We start from the raw sequence: 18,095 nt of genomic DNA, 5'->3' as shown, positions 1-18,095 counted from the left end.
GCCTGGGCGCGCTCGGCACGCCGCGGCGCGCCGCCTGGCAGACGATGGCGGCGCGCATGGTCGATGCGCAGGCACCCGGCCTGGGCCAGCGCCTGCGCGATGCGGCCGACGGCATCGGCCAGGGCGCCGACTGGCCCGAACGGTTGCTGCACCGGCTCGGCCTGCTGCAGCTGGCCTGCGAGGCGATCGGCCGCCGCGAACGGCTGCCGCCCGGTGTGCAGGCCGATCTGCGCACGCTGGCCGGCTGGCCGCACGACAAGGCCGAGGTGCTGGCCTCGGGCGATCGCCTGCGCGACCACTGGACGGTGCTCGGCCTGGCGGTCGAGGAGCGCGACGACAAGCTGGTCGAGCGCCGCGTCTGGCTGCAGGGCGAGCACAGCGGCCGGCGCGCGCTGCTGCTCGACCATGCCTACGGCGGGCGCGGCTTCGAGCAGCCCTGGCTCGGCGGCACGCGGGTCGAGGCGACGCTGGCCTGGTTCCCGGGCGCGAGCAGCCAGCGCGCGTTGGCCGACGAGATCGCAGCGCCGCACGGTGAACCGGCCTGGCCGGCAGCGCGCGTCGCGGACGAATGGCAGGCGATGGCCGAGCGGGTCGCCGCCTGCCCGTGGACCTGGCTGCATCCGATGCTGGTGCCCGGCGCGGTGCCGCTGCGCACCGACGCCGGCTGGCTGCTGGTGGCCGAAGGCCGCGCGCTGCCGCTGGCCGTCAACGAGGCCGTCGGCTGGTCGCTGCTGGCGCATGCCGGCGGCGTGCCGTTGACGTTGATGGGCGAGTGGGACGGACGGCGCTTGCGGCCGCTCAGCGCCTGGGGTGGCGACGGCCTGTGGCTGCGGGGCGGCGAATGAGCGCGGACCCGGTGTGGGGCAGCCTGGTGCCGGTCGCGATGGTCGGCACCGAGCGCCATCCCCTGCCGAAGGCCGTGCTGTCCGGCCCGGTGGGGGCGTTGCTGGATGGCCTGCCCGACGGCGACGCGGCCACCGCGCTGCTGCGCGTGGCCGCCGTGCTGGCGCCGTGCGAACTGGCCGGTGCGCAAGGGCGTCCCTGGTCGTCATCCCTGCCACCGCCGGCGGGCGTCGAGAGCCGGCCCGCGCCGACGGACACCGTCCTCCTTGCGTGGTCGCTGCGGCGCGGCCCGGCGCGCCTGCAGCACCAGGTGCTGGCGGCCCTGGATGCCCAGGGCCTGCGCCTGCCCACGGCGCTGCTGCCGCTGGCGCTGGAACTCGGCCGCCACTCGATCGCGCTGCGTGCGCCGCTGCAGCCGGTGCTCGGCGCGCGCGGCCTGTGGCTGGCCACGCAGAACGCCGACTGGCGCTTCGCGGTCGGTGCGGCTGCCGAGGCCGACGACGACCTGCGCTGGGCCGAAGGCAGCCTGGACCAGCGCCGCGACCTGCTGCGCGCGCAGCGGCAGCGGGACCCGGCGGGCGCCCGCGAGCGGCTGGCCGCATCGCTCGCCGAACTGCCGGCGCGCGAGCGGGCCGAGCTGCTCGGCACGCTGTGGACCGGCCTGTCGATGGACGACGAAGCGCTGCTCGACGGCCTGCGCACCGACCGCAGCCGCGAGGTGCGCCAGGGCGCCATCGCCTTGCTGGTCGGCCTGCCCGACAGCGCGCTGGCCCGGCAGGCGGTCGCGCGCCTCGCGCCGCTGCTGCAGCCGCGCTGGACGATCGATGCCCCGGCCGAGGCACCGCCGGATGCCGACGGCATCGAGCCGGTCCGCCCGAAGCACGAATCGCTGGGCGACCGCGCGTGGTGGCTGTACCAGTTGCTGCGCCAGGTGCCGCTCGGCTGGTGGCCGCGGCACACCGGCCTGGCGCCGGCCGAGCTGCTGCCCTGGGCGCTGGCCACCGACTGGGCCGAGGCGATCGTGCGCGCCTGGCGCGACCTGCTGTCCCACGATCCGCAGCCCGACTGGTGCGAGGCGCTGCTCGACCACTGGCCCGGCAAGCTGCTGCGCGACGAGCCGGCCTCGGTGCTGGCGCTGTTGCCGCCGGCGCGCCGCGAGCGCCACCTCGAGCGCCAGCTGCGCGGCGGCACGGTGGTGCTGTCCACGTCGATGCAGCAGGTGCTGCAATCGTGCCCGGTCGGTGAAGGCTTGTCGCCTTCAATGTCTGCCACCGTCGCCGACGCGCTGCTCGACGCCGCGCGCCGCAACGCCTTCCTGGCCGATCACGGCCTGCGCGGCCTGCTGCCCGAGCTGGCCTGCGTGCTGCACCGCGAGGCGCTGGCCCGCCTCGATGCCTGGCCGCGCCATGCCGACGAGACCCCGACGCTGGTCGAGCTGCTGGCCACGATGGCGCAGGTGACGGCCGCGCGGCGTGCGCTGTCGGCCTGACCCCCTTCCTCCCCGAGCGAAAGAGACCCCCGATGAGCGCCACCCCCACCGCGATCCGCCAGCATGCCGAGCAGCAGTACGCCGAGGAACTGGCCGAGCTGAAGAAGCACGACACGCGCACCCGGCCGGCCCACTGGCAGCTGTCGCCGTGGGCCGTCGTCACCTACCTGATGGGCGGCAAGCTCGACAACGGCTTCGAGGTCGGCGCCAAGTACATCGGCAATCCGCGCCTGATGGAGATCGCGGTCGCGACGCTCGCCACCGACCGCGCGCTGCTGTTGTACGGCGTGCCCGGCACCGCGAAGTCGTGGGTGTCCGAACACCTGGCCGCGGCGGTCAGCGGCGACTCGACGCTGCTGATCCAGGGCACGGCCGGCACCGGCGAGGAGCAGCTGCGCTACGGCTGGAACTACGCGCAGCTGCTGGCGAACGGCCCGTCGATGGCCGCGCTGGTCGCGAGCCCGCTGATGACGGCGATGCGCGACGGCAAGATCGCGCGCGTCGAGGAACTCACGCGCATCCCCGCCGACGTGCAGGACAGCCTGATCACCGTGCTGTCCGAGAAGACGCTGCCGATCCCCGAGCTGGGCAGCGAGGTGCAGGCGGTGCGCGGCTTCAGCGTGATCGCGACCGCGAACAACCGCGACAAGGGCGTCAACGAGCTGTCGGCGGCGTTGAAGCGGCGCTTCAACACCGTGGTGCTGCCGGTGCCGGCGAGCGAGGACGAAGAGGTCGCCATCGTCGTCAAGCGCGTGGCCGAGATGGGCCGCTCGCTGCAGCTGCCGGCCGAGCCGCCGGCGCTGAAGGAGGTGCGCCGGCTGGTGCAGATCTTCCGCGAGCTGCGCAGCGGCAAGACCGAGGACGGCAAGACGCAGCTGAAGTCGCCCACCTCGACGCTGTCGACCGCCGAGGCGATCTCGGTGATCAACAGCGGCATGGCGCTGGCCGGTCACTTCGGCGACGGCGTGCTGCGCCCGCACGACCTCGCGTCGGGCCTGCTCGGCGCGGTGATCAAGGACCCGGTGCAGGATGCGGTGGTCTGGAACGAGTACCTGGAGACGGTCGTCAAGGAGCGCAGCGACTGGAAGGACCTGTACCGCGCCTGCCGCGAGCAGGGCTGACGTGGCGGCACCGCACCTGTTCGGCATCCGCCACCACGGGCCGGGCTGTGCCCGCAGCCTGCTGCGCGCCTTCGATGCGCTGCGGCCCGACTGCGTGCTGGTCGAGGGGCCGCCCGAGGCCGAGCCGCTGTTGAACGCCGTGCTGGCCGACGGCATGGTGCCGCCGGTCGCGCTGCTCGGCTACTGCCCCGACGAACCGCAGCGCGCGGTCTACCACCCGTTCGCGGTCTTCTCGCCCGAATGGCAGGCGCTGCGCTGGGCCGCGGCGGCCGGCGTGCCGCTGCGCTTCATCGACCTGCCGCTCGCGAACGCGCTGGCGATCGAGCGCGACGAGTCACCGCCGCAGGACGATGCCGCCGAAGCGTCGGCGCCGCGCCGCGCCGACCCGCTGGGCTGGCTGGCGCGCGCTGCGGGCTACGCCGACGGCGAGGGCTGGTGGAACCACATGGTCGAGGAGCGCGGCGACGGCGAGGAGCTGTTCACCGCCATCGCCGAGGCCATGGCCGCGCTGCGCAGCGACTGGCAGGCGCAGGGCGGTGATGACGACGAGGAACGCCGCCGCGAAGCCTGGCGCGAGGCCCACATGCGGCAGCGGCTGCGCGAGGCGCAGAAGGAAGGATTCGAGCGCATCGCGGTGGTCGTCGGTGCCTGGCACCTGCCGGCGCTGCAGGCCGAGGTGACGGCCAAGGCCGACCAGGCGCTGCTGAAGGGGTTGCCGAAGCTGAAGGTCGCGTCGACCTGGGTGCCGTGGACCTACCGCCACCTGACGCGCGCCAGCGGCTACGGTGCCGGCATCCAGTCGCCCGGCTGGTACGAGCACCTGTGGCTCGGCCACGACAAGCCGGGACAGCGCGCGGTGGGCTGGCTGGCGCGCGTCGCGACGCTGATGCGTGCGCGCGACCTCGACTGCTCGTCGGCCCACCTGATCGAGGCGGTGCGCCTGGCCGATGCGCTGGCCGCGTTGCGCGAGCGGCCGGCCCCCGGTCTCGACGAGCTGCACGAGGCGACGCGCAGCGTGCTGACGATGGGCGACGACAGCGTGCTGCGCTTCATCGCCGACGCGCTCGTGGTGGGCGACCGGCTCGGCAGCGTGCCGCCCGACGTGCCGACCGTGCCGCTGCAGCGCGACGTCGAGCAGGCGCAGAAGACGCTGCGCCTGAAGCCCGAGGCGACGCAGCGCACGCTCGACCTGGACCTGCGCAATGCGACCGACCTGGCGCGCAGCCGCCTGCTGCACCGGCTGCGGCTGCTCGACGTGCCCTGGGGCGAGACCGCGCGCGTGGGCCGCAGCTCGCGCGGCACCTTCCACGAAGTGTGGACGCTTCAGTGGCAGCCCGAGTTCGCGCTGCGGCTGATCGAGGCAAGCCGCTGGGGCCAGGACCTGGCGCAGGCGGCGAGCGCGCGCGTGATCGACCGCAGCCGCCAGGCGCCGTCGCTGGCCGAGCTGGCCGCACTGGTCGACCGCGTGCTGCTGGCCGGCCTGGATGCCGCCGTGCCGGCCGTCACGCAGGCGCTTTCGAACCGCGCCGCGGTGACCGGCGACGCGCTGCAGCTGCTGGGTGCGCTGCCGCCGCTGGCCAACGTGTTCCGCTACGGCAACGTGCGGCAGACCGATGCCGGCATCGTCGGCCACGTGTTGGACGGCCTGATCGTGCGGGCCGCGATCAGCCTGCCGCTGTCGTGCAGCGCGCTCGACGATGCGGCGGCCGACGCGCTGCGCGACAAGCTGCTGGCCGCGCATGCGGCGGTCGGCCTGCGCGACGATGCGGCGCACACCGAGGGCTGGCAGCGTGCGCTGGCGCAGGTGGCGGCGCAGCGCGGCGGGCACGAGCTGCTGCAGGGCGTCGCGGTGCGCCTGCTGCTGGATGACGGCGCGTGGACGCGCGGGCAGGTGGCGCAGGCGCTGTCGCTGCAGCTGTCGTCCGGCGCCGAGCCGGGCAAGGCGGCGGCCTGGCTGGACGGCTTCCTGAACCGCAATGCGGTCGTGCTGCTGCACGACGCGACGGTGTGGTCGCTGATCAACGACTGGCTGCTCGGGCTGAACGAAGAGCACTTCGTGCGCGTGCTGCCGCTGGTGCGGCGCAGCTTCTCGGCCTTCAGCGGCAGCGAGCGGGGCGAGTTGGCGCAGCGCGCGCGGCAGGGCGCGGTCGCCGCCGTCGCGGCACCGGTGCCGGCCGAATGGGACGAGGCGCGCGCGCAGCTGCCGCTGCCGCTGCTGCGCCAGCTGCTGGGAGTGGACGGATGAGCGAGCCTGCCGACAAGGATGCGGAACGTCTGCGCCGCTGGCGCCTGGTGCTGGGCGGCGAGGCCGAGGCAGCGTGCGGCGGCCTGAACGGCGCGTCGGCCGAGATGGACCAGGCACTGAGCGCGCTGTACGACGCCGATGGCCCGGGCGGCCTGAAGTCCAAGGACCGGCGTGGCGGCCGCGGCGGCTCGGCGCCGAGCGTCGCGCGTTGGCTGGGCGACATCCGCAACTACTTCCCGAGCTCGGTGGTGCAGGTGATGCAGCGCGACGCGCTGGAGCGCCTGAACCTGCGCGACATGCTGCTGCAGCCGGAGCTGCTGAACAGCGTGCAGCCCGACGTGCACCTGGTGGCCAGCCTGATCTCGCTGTCGCGCGTGATCCCCGCCAACACGAAGCAGACCGCGCGCCTGGTGGTGCGCAAGGTGGTCGACGAACTGCTGAAGCGGCTCGACGAGCCGATGCGTTCGGCGGTGACCGGCGCGCTCGACCGCAGCCAGCGCAACCGCCGCCCGCGCCATGCCGAGATCGACTGGCACCGCACCATCCGCGCCAACCTGCGGCACTGGCAGCCGGCGCTGCGCACCGTGGTGCCGGAGAAGCTGGTCGGCTACGGCCGCAAGGCGCGGCGCCCGCAGCGCGAGGTGATCCTGTGCATCGACCAGAGCGGTTCGATGGCGGCGTCGGTGGTGTATTCGAGCATCTTCGGCGCGGTGATGGCGTCGCTGCCGTCGGTGTCGACGCGGCTGGTGGTGTTCGACACCGCGGTGGTCGACATGAGCGAGCAGCTCGACGACCCGGTGGAGCTGCTGTTCGGCGTGCAGCTGGGCGGCGGCACCGACATCAACGGCGCGGTCGGCTACTGCCAGTCGGTGATCCGCGAACCGCGCAACACGATCCTGGTGCTGATCTCCGACCTGTACGAAGGCGGCGTGGCGGAGGGGCTGCTGCGCCGGGCCGCGGAACTGGTCGCGAACGGGGTGCAGTTCATCACCTTGCTGGCGCTGAGCGATGAAGGGGCGCCGGCCTACGACCGCGACCTGGCGGCCAAGCTGGCGGCGCTGGGCGTGCCGTCGTTCGCGTGCACGCCGCAGGCGTTTCCAGGGTTGATGGCGGCCGCCATTCGGCGCGACGACGTGGCCGCGTGGGCCGCAGGGCAAGGGTTGGTGACGAGTCGCGCGTAGCCCGGATGCCAATTCGGGATGTGTCCGACAAACCCCGGATTGGCATCCGGGCTACAGGAGCTGGTCCGCCAGCGCCTCGATGTCGGCCCGCTGGTGCAGGCGCACCAGCCAGCGTGCCGGGATGCCGGCCTTGCCGTAGAACGCGCCGGCCAACTGGCCGACGATGGCCGCCGTGGTGTCGGCGTCGCCGCCGAGGTTGGCGGCACGCAGCACCGCGGCCTCGAAGCTGTCGGTGTGCGCGAAGCACCACAGTGCGGCTTCGAGCGACTCGATGCAGTAGCCGGAGCCGACGATCTGCGACTCGGTTTTCTGCAGGTAGTCGCGCGCGGCCAGCGCCTGCACTTTCGGCATCGTGGGCGCCGCCAGCCGGCTCTCGAGCACGGCGTTTTTCGGCGCACCGTCCAGCGCGTTGGCGATCAGCTCGGCGAACAGCGCGCAGCTTTCGACGGCTTCGGGCGCGGCGTGCGTGGTGGTCGAGCTGCGGCGAGCCAGCTCCAGCGTCGCCTGGAGGTCGGGATGGCCGAACAGCACCGCCGGCGCCAGCCGCATCAGCGAGCCGTTGCCGGCGCTGCGAGGGTCGGTCGAGCCGGCCACCGGGTCGCGCGTGTCCAGGTAGCGCGACAGCGCGGCGGACACCGTCATGCCGATGTCGAAGCAGTCGCCGGTCGCGCTCAGGTAGCCGTGGTGCCACCAGTTCACGTAGCGGTTCATCTGGTCTTCGGCATCGAAGCCGTGGCATTCGACCAGGCTGGTCGCCAGGCACAGCGCCATCGAGGTGTCATCGGTCCACTGGCCCGGCTGCAGCCCGAACGGCCCACCGCCGACCATGTCGGTCAGCGGTTCGAAGCTGCCGCGGCGGCGGAACTCCAGCGTGGTGCCCACCGCATCGCCGCAGGCCAGCCCGAGCAGGCAGCCGCGGTAGCGGTCGAGCAGCGTGGCGTGGCTCGTCATGTCGGCGTGAGCCCGAGGAAGTGGTCGAGCATGTGGAAGTGATCGTCGAGGAACTGGTCTTCCATCGCCGGCAGGTCGCCGATCGGCGTCCACAGCGCGGCGGCGGCATCATCGCCGGCCACCACCTCGGGCAGCTCGCGGCCGCCGAGGTCGAAGTGGTGGGCGTGCGTGATGGTGCGCCCGCGCTGGCTGCGATCGGGGTGGTCGAACACCGCGGTCGCGCGCAGGCACTGGCGCATGCTGGCATCCAGCAGGTGCAGCTGGGTCTCTTCGCGCAGCTCGCGCAGCGCCGACTGGTAGGCGGTCTCGCGCGCCTCGATGAAGCCGCCCGGCACCGCGTACAAGCCCTTGCCCGGCGCCTGCCCGCGCTGCACCAGCAGCACATGGCCGGCGCATTGCACGATCGCGTCGACGGTGACGAACACCGGCGCGTACGGCGCGGCGGCCCACGAGGCCTTGTAGGCCTTCAGCATGCGCCACTCCTCGGCCAGCGCGTCGAACAGCGGCAGCCGCGACCAGGCGCGCAGGAAGCCGAGCGTGGTCGAGGGCGCCTGGCCGACCAGCGCGGCCAGCGTCGCGTCCAGGTCATCGTGGGCGCAGGCGAAGAAGGCATCGCGCAGCGCCGTGCCGTCCGCGGCGGCCACGCGCTCCACGCCGTGCAGCCGCCAGCCGGGGAAGCCCTGCAGGTACTCGCTGGTCGCATCCTTGAAATGGCCGACCAGCGCGATCCGGCTGGTGCGCGGTTCGGTGCGCTTGGCGATCAGCGACTGCACGCCGTCGTGCACCGCCTTCAGCCAGCGTGTCTCGTCGTAGTAGTCGCGCACCGGCAGGAAGTCGATGCGGGCGCGTTCGTCCTCGGGCAGCGCGAGGCGGATCATCTCGGCGCGTTCTTCCCAGGTGAACGGGTTCTTTGGCGACCGCGCCTGGTGGGCCGAGCCGATCACGACGACGACGTTCGGCGCCAGTGCGAGCGCCTGCTCCAGCAGCGCCAGGTGGCCGTTGTGGAAGGGCTGGAAGCGGCCGATGTAGACGGCGGTGTCGAAGCGGTCGCCCGGCTGTGCCGACGGATGGGAGGGGATGGTTCTCATTCGATGGTTCTCACGCAAACGCCGCCGCGATGGGCATCTGCCGTCCGCTGCCGAAGGCGCGGGGACGGACGCGGATGATGGGTGGCGCCTGGCGCCGCTTGTACTCGTTGCGCGCGATCATGCGCCGCACCCGCTCGACCAGCGCGCGGCCTTCGTCGCCGGCCTGCAGGCGCTCGACGAAGGCGGCCGCCTGGGCATGCTCGCGGCGCGACAGCCGGTCGCCTTCGATCAGCACCTTCAACACCTCGTCGAGCACCTCGTAGGGCGGCAGGCTGTCGGTGTCCTTCTGGCCGGGTGCGAGTTCGGCCGACGGCGGCTTGTCGATGATGGCGGCCGGGATCAGCTCGCGGCCGGCCGCGGCGTTGACGTGGCGCGACAGCGCGAACACCTCCGTCTTGTACAGGTCGCCGATCAGCCCGAGGCCGCCGTTGGTGTCGCCGTACAGCGTGCAGTAGCCGACCGAGATCTCCGACTTGTTGCCGGTGGTCAGCAGCAGGTGGCCGAAGCTGTTGGAGTATTCCATCAGCGCGGTGCCGCGGATGCGCGCCTGCAGGTTCTCCAGCGGCAGGCCTTTCAGCGGCGTGCCGAAGCTGCGCTCGAACTGCGCCGCGTAGCCGTTGACCAGCTCGGCGATCGGGTGGGTGAACAGCTCGATGCCGAGGTTGCGGCACAGCGTCACCGAATCGTCGACCGAGCCGGCCGACGAGTAGTGGGACGGCATGGTCACCGCGCTGACGTTGTGCGGCCCGAGCGCCTGCACGGCCAGCGCCAGCGTCAGCGCGCTGTCGATGCCGCCGGACGAGCCGACCACCGCCTGCCGGAAGCCGCAACGCCGCGCATAGTCCGTCAGGCCGAGCACGATCTGCGACTGGTAGAACGCCATCGTCGGCAAGCCGTCGGCCGGCACCGGCGGCGGCGTGTCGCCGGCCAGCGTCAGGAAGCGGCCGCGCTCGAAGCGCAGCGTCGTGACGTCCTCGACGAAGCGCCGCGCCTCGTAGACGACGCGGCCGTCGGCCTCGGTCGCGAACGACGCGCCGTCGAACACCAGCTGGTCGTGGCCGCCGATCTGGTTGACGTACAGGATGGGCAGGCCGTGGCGGCGGCTCGCGTCGCCGAAGATCTGGTGGCGCTGCTCGCGCTTGCCGATCTCGGACGGGCTGGCGTTGATCGAGACCACCAGGTCGGGCGCGGCGTCGCGCATGCGCTCGAACGGGTTCACCGCGTAGTCGCCGGCGACGTCGTTCCAGCCGTCCTCGCAGATCATCATGCCGACCTGCGCGTCGCCGATGCGCAGCACCTTGGCGACGTCCGGGCCGGGTTCGAAGTGGCGGCGCTCGTCGAAGATGTTGTAGGTGGGCAGCAGCTGCTTGGCGTAGCGCAGCACGATCTCGCCGGCATGCAGCACCAGCAGCATGTTGTGCAGCCGCTTGCCGGGGCCGTCGCGCCGCAGCGGCGCGCCGACCACCCAGTGCAGGTTGCGCAGCTGGCGCGAGGCCTGCAGCAGCGTGTCGAGCCCGTCGTCGACACGCTGCAGGAAGCCGGGCTCCTCGAGCAGGTCGGCGGGGTAGTAGCCGCTCAGGCACAGCTCGGTGAAGACGATCAGTTCCGCGCCCTGCGTCGCGGCCTGCTGCGCGGCGGCGATCATCTTCGCGACATTGCCGCTGACGTCGCCCACCGTGGGGTTCAGCTGGGCGACCGTGATCTTCAGCATGCGTTCTCCTTCAGGCCGGGACGTTGAAGACCTGGCGCAGGTAGGCGAGGAAGGTCTGGTCGTCGCACAGCGTCTTGCCCGGGCTGTCGGACAGCTTGGCCACCGGCTGGCCGTTGCAGCGCGTCAGCTTCATCACGATGTTCAGCGGCACGAGGCCGACGTCGTTCGACAGGCTGGTGCCGATGCCGAAGCCGAGCTGCGTGCGGTCGGCGAAGTGGCGGTACAGCCCGAGGGCCGTCTCGATGGTCAGCCCGTCGGAGAACACCAGCCGCTTGGTGTGCGCATCGATGCGCAGCTTGGCGTAGTGGGCCAGCGCCTTCTCGCCCCACACGACCGGGTCGCCGGAGTCGTGGCGCAGCCCGTCGAACAGCTTGGCGAAGTAGAGGTCGAAGTCGGCCAGGAAGGCGTCCATGCCGACCACGTCGGTCAGCGCGACGCCCAGGTCGCCCCGGTATTCCTGCACCCACTCCTCGAGCGCGGCCTTCTGCGAGTCGCGCAGCCGCACGCCGAGCGCCTGGAAGGTCTGCAGGTACTCGTGGGCCATCGTGCCGATCGGCACCAGGCCCAGTTCCTTGGCGAGCAGCACGTTGGAGCTGCCGCGGAAGTACTGCGGCAGCTCGGCCTTCAGCGTCGCCACCACCTCGCGCTGCCAGGCACCGCTGTAGCGCCGGCGCACGCCGAAGTCGAAGAACTCGAGCGGGTGGCGGCGCGCGGGCTCGGCCTCGAAGTGGCGCAGCGTCGCGATCTTGGCCTGCAGCCGCGCGCGGCCCTGCGCCAGCGCGGCCGCGGCATCGAAGCGGCGGAAGTACAGCTCGTTGACGATGGCCAGCACGAAGATCTCGAAGGCCATCACGTGGACCTGCGGACCCTTGGCGGTGATCTCCAGCGTGTCGCCGTTGGCCTGCGCGTGGATGAAGACGCGCTGGAACTGGAAGATGCGCAGGAAGTCGACGAAGTCCGACTTGATGAAGCGCAGCGCGCCGAGGTAGGCGAGTTCGTCCTCGCTGAAGCGCAGCGCGCACAGGTGGTCGAGTTCGCGGTTCACGTCGCCGACCAGCTCGGCCAGCGGATACGCCGGCTGGTTGCGGCAGACGAAGCTGTACTCGGTCTGCGTCTGAGGGTGCCGATGCAGCATCGTCTGCCACATCGTGAACTTGTAGAGGTCGGTCTCCAGCAGGCTGTGGATGACGGGGGGCATGCTTGCTTTCATGACAGGCGGTTCAGCATCGGGTCGCTGCCGGCGAGTTGAACACCTTGGGCCGACATCGCGGCGAAAAACCCCTGCTGCTGCGCCTCGAAGCCGCCGACCGGGCTGATGCAGTCGGTCAGCAGCACGACGCGTTCGAGCTGGCGGCGCGGCAGGTGGGCCACCACGTGCTCGACGGTCGCCTTCACGCAGTGGCTGCCGGCTTCGCCGGCGACGAGGATGCGGTCGGCCTGGTCCAGGCGCTCGATCAGCGCCTGGTTCAGCTGCGTGCCGGGGTCGGCGCTGTCGGGCACCTCGGCCTGCACCGCGCTGTAGTGCTCGGTCCACGGGTTCTCGCCCTTGCTGACCATCTCGACCTGGCCGAGGCGGCGGTCTTCCCAGGCGTTGCAGGCGGCGCGCACGTCGGCATGGACGTTGTGGCCCCAGCTGCCGATCTCGCAGTGCACCGGCCAGACCATCAGCGTGTAGCGGCCGCGGGCTTCCAGCGCGTCGAGGTAGGGCAGCGTGCGCGCCAGCGCGGCCGCGTCGCGCGGGCGGAAGGCGCCGTCGCGCACCTGGCGGGCGGTGATGGTGGTGAACGGCGTCACCGGTTCGCCCTCGCCGGTCTGCCAGAAGGTGGGGTGCGCGATGTCGACGTGGTGGTGCGAATCGAGTGTCACGGTGATGTCGGTGATCGCGTCGCCGGCCAGGCGGATGAACCGGGCCAGGCGCTGCATGTCGGCATGGGCGCCGGCCACCGGCAAGGCCGGCGCGATGGCCTTGCCGGTGAGCGGATCGAGCGGGCGCCAGGCGGCGGGCAGGTCGCAGAAGTCGTTCTGCGGATCGATGATCAGGAGCTGGGTGCGGAGGCTCATCGCGGTCTTTCGTCTTGAACGTGCTTGTACTCTAATCTTGTTAGATCAACATTGCAACTAACTAAAAGCTCTGCTTTGTATCTTTTATCGAACCGTCTTAGTTCCGGGATGGATCTAAGATCGCGGGATGCCTGCCGAGACGCTCCCGCCCGTGATCTGCACCGTCGACGTCGTGCTGCTGACGCTTCGCGATGATGCCTTGCATGTCGTGTTGCACAAGCGCGACCGCGAGCCTTTCCTGGGCGCGCTCGCCTTGCCGGGCGGGTATGTGCATCCGCAGGAGGACCAGGGCACCGAGGATGCTGCGGTCCGCGTGCTGCGCGACAAGGCCGGCCTGGAGAGCCCGTACCTGGAGCAGCTGGCGACCTTCTCGGGGCCGGGGCGCGACCCGCGCGGCTGGTCGGTGTCGGTCGCGTACTGCGCGCTGGTGCCGTCGGGGCTGGTGCCAGTCGATGCGCCGCAGCTGCGGGTGATGCCGGTCGACCGCTTGCCGGCGTTGCCGTTCGACCACAAGAGCATCGTCGACCAGGCGGTGGCGCGGGTGCGGGTGAAGAGCCAGTACTCGTCGCTGCCGGTGCACCTGTGCGGCGAGCGCTTCACGCTGCCGCAGCTGCAGGCGGTGTACGAGGCGGTGTTGGGCGAGCCGGTCAACAAGGTGAGTTTCCGCCGCAAGATGGACGAGCTGGGGATGCTCGAACCGATCGCCGGCGAACAGGAGCTGGGCCGGGCCAACCGGCCGGCCCAGCTGTACCGCGTGCGCCGGGAGTTCCGGCGCACGCTGTCGCTGCTCGACAGAGGGATGTGAGGGGCGATCCCCGGATTGGCATCCGGGCCACGAGCGCAGCGACGACTGGGGGGCCGTCATTCACGCGGCGATCAGCTCCGCCTGCAACGGGGCCGGCACCACCGCGTAGTGGTCGAACTGCATCGAGTACTGCGCCCGCCCTGACGAGAGCGCGCGCAGGCTGCCGATGTAGCCGAACATCTCCTTCAGCGGCACGTGTGCCTCCAGCGCCGTCGCGTTGCCGCGCGGATGCTGGGCGCGCACGTGGCCGCGCCGGCGGTGCAGGTCGCCGATGCTGTCGCCGAGGTAATCGGCCGGCGTGACGACTTCCACCGCCATCACCGGCTCCAGCAGCACCGGCGCCGCGCGCGCGACGCCGTCGCGGAAGGCCGCCACCGACGCCAGCTCGAAGGCCAGCACCGACGAGTCGCGCTCGTGGAAGCTGCCGTCGAGCAGCGTCACTTCCACGTCGACCACCGGATAGCCCGCCAGCACGCCCGCCTCGGCCGCGCGCCGCACCCCCGACTCGACGCCGGGGATGAACTCGCGTGGTACCGCACCGCCGGTCACCAGGTTGACGAAGCGCAGCCCGTCGCCGCGTGCCAGCGGCGCGATGCGCAGGCTGACGCCGGCGAACTGCCCGGGGCCGCCACTCTGCTTCTTGTGCACATGGCTCACCTCGACCATTCGCGTGATCGTCTCGCGGTACGCCACCTGCGGCCGGCCCACGGTCACCTCGACACGATGCCGCGTCCGCAGCTTCTCCAGCGTCACCTCCAGCTGCAGCTCGCCCATGCCCGACAGGATGGTCTGGCCGGACTCGGCATCCTGCCGGATGCGCAGGCTCGGGTCTTCCTTCGCCAGCGCGCCCAGCGCCTTGCCGAGCTGCTGCTGGTCGGCCTGCGTGCGCGGCTCCACCGCGACGTGGATCACCGGTTCCGGGATCGCGATGCTTTCCAGCACCACCGGATGGCGCTTGTCGGCCAGCGTGTGGCCGGTGGTCGTGTCCTTCAGGCCCACGAGCGCACCGATGTCTCCCGCCTGCAAGGCCGGGACTTCCACATGCTTGTCGGCATGCACTTCGTACAGGCGCGCGACGCGCTCGGCCCGGCCGGTGCTGGTGTTGAGCACGCTGTCGCCCGGCTCCAGCCGGCCGCGGTAGACCCGCACGAACACCATCGCGCCGTGGTCGTCGCTCGCGACCTTGAACGCCAGGGCCGCGAACGGGCCGTCGGCATCCGATTCGGGTTGACCCTCGGACGCGACTTCGCCCGGCGCCGGCAGGTAGTCGACGACCGCATCCAGCAAGGGCTCGACGCCGCGGTTGCGGAAGGCCGAGCCGGCCAGCACCGGCACGAAGGCGCCCGCCAGCGTGCCGGCGCGCAGGCCCGCCCGCAGCTGCTCGACGGACGGCTCCTCGCCCTGCAGCCAGGCCTGCAGCAGCGCATCGTCGCGCTCGACCACGGCCTCGACCAGGCGGGCACGCGCCAGCGTCGCCTGCGCCTGCAGCGCGGACGGAATCGCTTCCACCCGCGGCGGTGCGCTAGCGTCCGGCGCGTCCCAGACCAGGGCGCGGCGGCCGAGCAGGTCCACGACGCCGAGGAACCCGTCCTCGGCGCCGATCGGCAGGTACAGCGGCACGGCCTTCACGCCCAGGCGCTCTTCGATCATCTGCACGACACGGGCGAAGTCGGCGCCCACTCGGTCGAGCTTGTTGATGAAGGCGATGCGTGGGACGCGGTACTTGTCGGCCAGGCGCCAGTTGGTCTCGGTCTGCGGCTCGACGCCGGCGACGCCGTCGAACACGACGACCGCACCGTCGAGCACGCGCAGCGAGCGGTTCACCTCGATGTTGAAGTCGATGTGCCCGGGCGTGTCGATCAGGTTGATCTGCGCACCGTTCCAGAACACGGTGGTGGCCGCGCTGTTGATCGTGATGCCGCGCGCCCGCTCCTGCGGGTCGTAGTCCATCACGGTGTTGCCGGCGTTGACGTCACCAATGCGGTGATTCGATCCCGTGTAGAACAGGATGCGTTCGGTGGTCGTGGTCTTGCCGGCGTCGACATGGGCAATGACGCCGATGTTGCGTAGAAGTCTGGAGTTCTTGTTCATGACGAATCTTTCAAACTGGGGCTGGTTCGGCCGGCCCCGGCGAAGATCCGCCGCGGGGCTAGCCCGTAACTTGCATGGAAGTGGTGGTGTCGGACACGCCAAAGGACGAGCGCAAGCTCCCCGTGCTTCGGCGGTCTTGAATCGTGGCAATCAACTTGTCGTAGGTGCGCATGGCAGTCACAGTGCAAACTCGAAAACAAAAAACCCCGGGGGCAATGCCGACCGGGGTTTCGGGGACCGGAAGGCGCTGGGCCTTCCGATGTCGGGAAGACCTTGAACTACATGACGGCGTTCGTCAAAAGAACGGGCAACACGTCGCCACGCGACGGTGCTGCTTGCGAAATGGCTTCAAGGTTCTTCAACATGGGTGCGATTGTCCTACGGGTGCAGATCACCTGCTTTCGGTGGGGCTTCCGCTTTGGTGTGGAATGAGTTCATGACTTCAACCAAGATTTTCCTGGCCGGTGCGACGGGTGTCGTCGGAAGCCGGCTCATCCCGCTGCTGGTCGGCGCGGGGTACAACGTGTTCGGCACGACGCGCACGCAGGCGAAGTCGGCCGCGATCATGGCCGCAGGTGCCGAGCCCATCGTGCTCGACGTGTTCGATGCGGCGGCGGTGAAGGCGGCGGCGATGCGGCTGAAGCCGCAGGTCGTCGTGCACCAGCTGACCGACCTGTCGCTGCTGGCCGACCCGGCGACGCGCGACGAGGCATTGGCCCGCAACGCGCGGCTGCGCATCGAGGGCACGCGCAACCTGGTCGATGCCGCGGTGGCCAGCGGTGCGCGCCGCATGGTGGCGCAGAGCATCGCGTGGGTTTATGCCGCCGGCCGCGAGCCGCATGCGGAGACCGATCCGCTGGACCTGCAGGCCGAAGGGGTGCGCGCCCGCACCGTGGAAGCGGTCGCGACGCTGGAGCGGCTGGTGACGCAGACGCCGGGCCTCGATGGCGTGGTGCTGCGCTACGGGCAGTTCTACGGGCCGGGCACCGGGGCGGACAGCGCGGCTGGAAAACCGTCAGCCCTGCACGTGGATGCTGCTGCCTATGCGGCCCTGCTGGCGGTCGACCGCGGCGCGCCGGGCATCTACAACGTGGCCGAGCCGAGCTGGCAGGTCACCGGCGACAAGGTGCGGCGCGAGCTCGGGTGGGACGCGGCGTTCCGGTTGCGCAGCTAGGCCTGCCACACGCCATAACCGGCTTCGCGCAATGCGATGCCGAGTTCGACCTCCATGTCGCGCGCGCCGTCGTACGGCATCGGGTTGTAGACCTCGTACAGCTCGGGCCGCAGCCGCACGCCGTACTCCCGCACGAATCGGTTGGCCTGGATGCCGGCCTTGTGCTTGTCGAAGCGCAGGTCCGGATCCAGCCCGGTCATGCCGACGTAGACGAAGGGCTTGCCGAGCTGGTAGTCCGGGTTGGCCTTGCGGAAGCCCGGCTCGTTCCACACCGCGTCGGCCAGCTCCACCACGTAGACGCTGTAGTGATGCTTCGGCCGACGCGGCATGTCCTCAGGCCGGCTTGCCGCGTGCCACCAGTTCGGCGTGGCGTGTCGCGTCGATGTTGCTGCCGCACATGACCAGGCCGACGCGCCGGCCGTCGAGCTGCGCCTTCAGCGGCCCGAACAGCGCGGCCACCGCCGCCGCGGGTGCCGGCTCGACCGCGAGCTTCATGTCGACCAGCAGGTCGTGCATGCCGCGGCACATGTCGTCGTCCGACACGCGCACGATCTCGTCGACGAAACGCCGGCACACGCCGAAGCTGTAGGGCAGCGCATACGGTGCGCCCAGGCTGTCGGCGATGGTGTCGACGGCCTCCAGCCGCACCGGCGCGCCGGCCTGGAAGCTGCGGAACATCGCATCGGCACCGAGGGGCTCGACGCCATAGACGCGGCAAGCGGGGTTGAGCTGCTTGACGGCGGCCGCGATGCCCGAGATCAGCCCGCCGCCGCCCACCGGCACCACCACCGCATCGAGCCGCGGCACCTGCTGCATGAACTCGAGCCCGACGGTCGCGGTGCCCAGCGTGGTCAGCGGGCCGTCGAACGGGTGGATCATCGTGCGGCCTTCGTCGACCACCAGCGCCTGCGCGCGGGTGAACGCCTCGTGCACGTTCGGCACCAGCACGACCTTGGCGCCGAAGCCCTCGCAGGCCGCGATGCGCAGCGGGCTCGCGTGCTGCGGCATCACGACGGTGGCGCTGGTGCCGGCGATGCGCGCCGCGTAGGCGGCGGCGATCGCGTGGTTGCCGGCGCTGGCGGCGACGATGCCGCGCGGCTTCGCGTCCGCGGGGATGGCTTCGACGCAATTCAACGCACCGCGCAGCTTGAAGCTGCCGGTGGTCTGGAACAGTTCGAGCTTCAGCCAGACCTCGGTGGACGGCTGCAGGCGGGTCGCCGCAGCGCCGGTCTGCCAGCGCCACACGGGGGTCTCTCGCACCTTGCCGGCCAGGCGGGCGGCCGTGCTGCGGATGTCGTCCAGGGAGGGGAAGGGCGGGGTGTCGGGGGCCATGCG

At 71.4% G+C, this 18,095-nt stretch carries 14 protein-coding genes and 1 pseudogene; 7 read left to right on the top strand and 8 right to left on the bottom strand.

Annotated features, from left to right (window positions below):
- The 5 genes and pseudogenes from AC1DYN_RS12385 to AC1DYN_RS12365 form a co-directional block, all read left to right on the top strand.
- Positions 1-845: pseudogene (locus AC1DYN_RS12385) on the top strand (SWIM zinc finger family protein); the annotation flags it as partial.
- Complete coding sequence (locus AC1DYN_RS12380) at positions 842-2,332, top strand: DUF5691 domain-containing protein (RefSeq protein WP_477959824.1); 1,491 nt, start codon at positions 842-844, stop codon at positions 2,330-2,332. The pseudogene AC1DYN_RS12385 and the gene AC1DYN_RS12380, both read left to right, overlap by 4 nt.
- A 32-nt stretch (positions 2,333-2,364) precedes the next feature.
- Positions 2,365-3,453 carry an ATP-binding protein gene (locus tag AC1DYN_RS12375; protein WP_477959822.1) on the top strand — a complete coding sequence of 363 codons (1,089 nt, stop codon included), beginning with the start codon at positions 2,365-2,367 and terminating at the stop codon, positions 3,451-3,453.
- A 1-nt stretch (position 3,454) separates the two neighbouring features.
- A complete protein-coding gene (locus AC1DYN_RS12370) occupies positions 3,455-5,698 on the top strand; it encodes a DUF5682 family protein (RefSeq protein ID WP_477959820.1) in 2,244 nt (747 codons plus the stop codon).
- Entirely contained in the window at positions 5,695-6,879 is a 1,185-nt protein-coding gene (locus tag AC1DYN_RS12365; RefSeq protein ID WP_477959818.1) for a VWA domain-containing protein, read from the top strand. The genes AC1DYN_RS12370 and AC1DYN_RS12365 overlap by 4 nt, the downstream gene beginning before the upstream one ends.
- Positions 6,880-6,930: 51 nt before the next feature.
- Here AC1DYN_RS12365 and AC1DYN_RS12360 read toward each other — a convergent pair whose 3' ends face one another.
- The 5 genes from AC1DYN_RS12360 to AC1DYN_RS12340 are packed head-to-tail and all read right to left on the bottom strand — an operon-like array spanning position 6,931 to position 12,690.
- On the bottom strand, positions 6,931-7,830 hold the full coding sequence (locus AC1DYN_RS12360; protein WP_477959816.1) for an ADP-ribosylglycohydrolase family protein: 900 nt from the start codon (positions 7,828-7,830) through the stop codon (positions 6,931-6,933).
- Positions 7,827-8,918: a bifunctional nicotinamide-nucleotide adenylyltransferase/Nudix hydroxylase gene (locus AC1DYN_RS12355; RefSeq protein ID WP_477959814.1), complete on the bottom strand. Its 1,092-nt coding sequence runs from the start codon at positions 8,916-8,918 to the stop codon at positions 7,827-7,829. Before AC1DYN_RS12355 ends, AC1DYN_RS12360 begins: the two co-directional genes overlap by 4 nt.
- Positions 8,919-8,928: 10 nt before the next feature.
- Complete coding sequence (locus AC1DYN_RS12350; RefSeq protein ID WP_477959812.1) at positions 8,929-10,629, bottom strand: NAD+ synthase; 1,701 nt, start codon at positions 10,627-10,629, stop codon at positions 8,929-8,931.
- Between the two features lie 10 nt (positions 10,630-10,639).
- The gene (gene pncB, locus AC1DYN_RS12345; protein WP_477959810.1) at positions 10,640-11,827 is read right to left on the bottom strand and encodes a nicotinate phosphoribosyltransferase; all 1,188 of its coding nucleotides are present in this window, start codon (positions 11,825-11,827) and stop codon (positions 10,640-10,642) included.
- Between the two features lie 8 nt (positions 11,828-11,835).
- Positions 11,836-12,690 (bottom strand): cysteine hydrolase family protein, encoded by an 855-nt coding sequence (locus AC1DYN_RS12340; protein ID WP_477959808.1) that lies wholly within the window; start codon positions 12,688-12,690, stop codon positions 11,836-11,838.
- Positions 12,691-12,817: 127 nt separating this feature from the next.
- On the opposite strand from AC1DYN_RS12340, the gene AC1DYN_RS12335 reads away from it, so the two are divergent.
- On the top strand, positions 12,818-13,495 hold the full coding sequence (locus AC1DYN_RS12335; RefSeq protein ID WP_477959806.1) for an NUDIX hydrolase: 678 nt from the start codon (positions 12,818-12,820) through the stop codon (positions 13,493-13,495).
- A 60-nt stretch (positions 13,496-13,555) separates the two neighbouring features.
- Here the strand turns inward: AC1DYN_RS12335 and fusA are convergent, their stop codons facing one another.
- Positions 13,556-15,586, bottom strand: a complete 2,031-nt coding sequence (gene fusA, locus AC1DYN_RS12330; protein ID WP_477959804.1) for an elongation factor G — start codon at positions 15,584-15,586, stop codon at positions 13,556-13,558.
- Between the two features lie 436 nt (positions 15,587-16,022).
- Here fusA and AC1DYN_RS12325 point away from each other — a divergent pair, with 436 nt between their 5' ends.
- Positions 16,023-16,760 (top strand): NAD-dependent epimerase/dehydratase family protein, encoded by a 738-nt coding sequence (locus tag AC1DYN_RS12325; protein WP_477959802.1) that lies wholly within the window; start codon positions 16,023-16,025, stop codon positions 16,758-16,760.
- On the opposite strand, the gene AC1DYN_RS12320 is transcribed toward AC1DYN_RS12325, so the two are convergent.
- Both AC1DYN_RS12320 and AC1DYN_RS12315 read right to left on the bottom strand, forming a co-directional pair.
- A complete protein-coding gene (locus AC1DYN_RS12320; RefSeq protein ID WP_477959800.1) occupies positions 16,757-17,089 on the bottom strand; it encodes a hypothetical protein in 333 nt (110 codons plus the stop codon). The genes AC1DYN_RS12325 and AC1DYN_RS12320 overlap by 4 nt on opposite strands.
- Before the next feature lie 4 nt (positions 17,090-17,093).
- Positions 17,094-18,092 carry a threonine ammonia-lyase gene (locus AC1DYN_RS12315; RefSeq protein ID WP_477959798.1) on the bottom strand — a complete coding sequence of 333 codons (999 nt, stop codon included), beginning with the start codon at positions 18,090-18,092 and terminating at the stop codon, positions 17,094-17,096.
- Between the last annotated feature and the right edge of the window lie 3 nt (positions 18,093-18,095).

The organism is Rhizobacter sp. P2_D12 (genome assembly GCF_056404395.1).
The sequence above is the reverse complement of the archived record's forward strand: the minus strand, read 5'-3'. Positions and strand labels throughout refer to the sequence as shown.

Bases quoted from the DNA above. Each gene is read 5' to 3' on its own strand.
- AC1DYN_RS12355 (WP_477959814.1), bottom strand. From the start codon at position 8,918: ATGAGAACCATCCCCTCCCATCCGTCGGCACAGCCGGGCGACCGCTTC.
- AC1DYN_RS12365 (WP_477959818.1), top strand. From the start codon at position 5,695: ATGAGCGAGCCTGCCGACAAGGATGCGGAACGTCTGCGCCGCTGGCGC.
- pncB (WP_477959810.1), bottom strand. From the start codon at position 11,827: ATGCCCCCCGTCATCCACAGCCTGCTGGAGACCGACCTCTACAAGTTC.
- AC1DYN_RS12335 (WP_477959806.1), top strand. From the start codon at position 12,818: ATGCCTGCCGAGACGCTCCCGCCCGTGATCTGCACCGTCGACGTCGTG.
- AC1DYN_RS12380 (WP_477959824.1), top strand. From the start codon at position 842: ATGAGCGCGGACCCGGTGTGGGGCAGCCTGGTGCCGGTCGCGATGGTC.
- fusA (WP_477959804.1), bottom strand. From the start codon at position 15,586: ATGAACAAGAACTCCAGACTTCTACGCAACATCGGCGTCATTGCCCAT.
- AC1DYN_RS12325 (WP_477959802.1), top strand. From the start codon at position 16,023: ATGACTTCAACCAAGATTTTCCTGGCCGGTGCGACGGGTGTCGTCGGA.
- AC1DYN_RS12375 (WP_477959822.1), top strand. From the start codon at position 2,365: ATGAGCGCCACCCCCACCGCGATCCGCCAGCATGCCGAGCAGCAGTAC.
- AC1DYN_RS12315 (WP_477959798.1), bottom strand. From the start codon at position 18,092: ATGGCCCCCGACACCCCGCCCTTCCCCTCCCTGGACGACATCCGCAGC.
- AC1DYN_RS12360 (WP_477959816.1), bottom strand. From the start codon at position 7,830: ATGACGAGCCACGCCACGCTGCTCGACCGCTACCGCGGCTGCCTGCTC.
- AC1DYN_RS12320 (WP_477959800.1), bottom strand. From the start codon at position 17,089: ATGCCGCGTCGGCCGAAGCATCACTACAGCGTCTACGTGGTGGAGCTG.
- AC1DYN_RS12350 (WP_477959812.1), bottom strand. From the start codon at position 10,629: ATGCTGAAGATCACGGTCGCCCAGCTGAACCCCACGGTGGGCGACGTC.
- AC1DYN_RS12340 (WP_477959808.1), bottom strand. From the start codon at position 12,690: ATGAGCCTCCGCACCCAGCTCCTGATCATCGATCCGCAGAACGACTTC.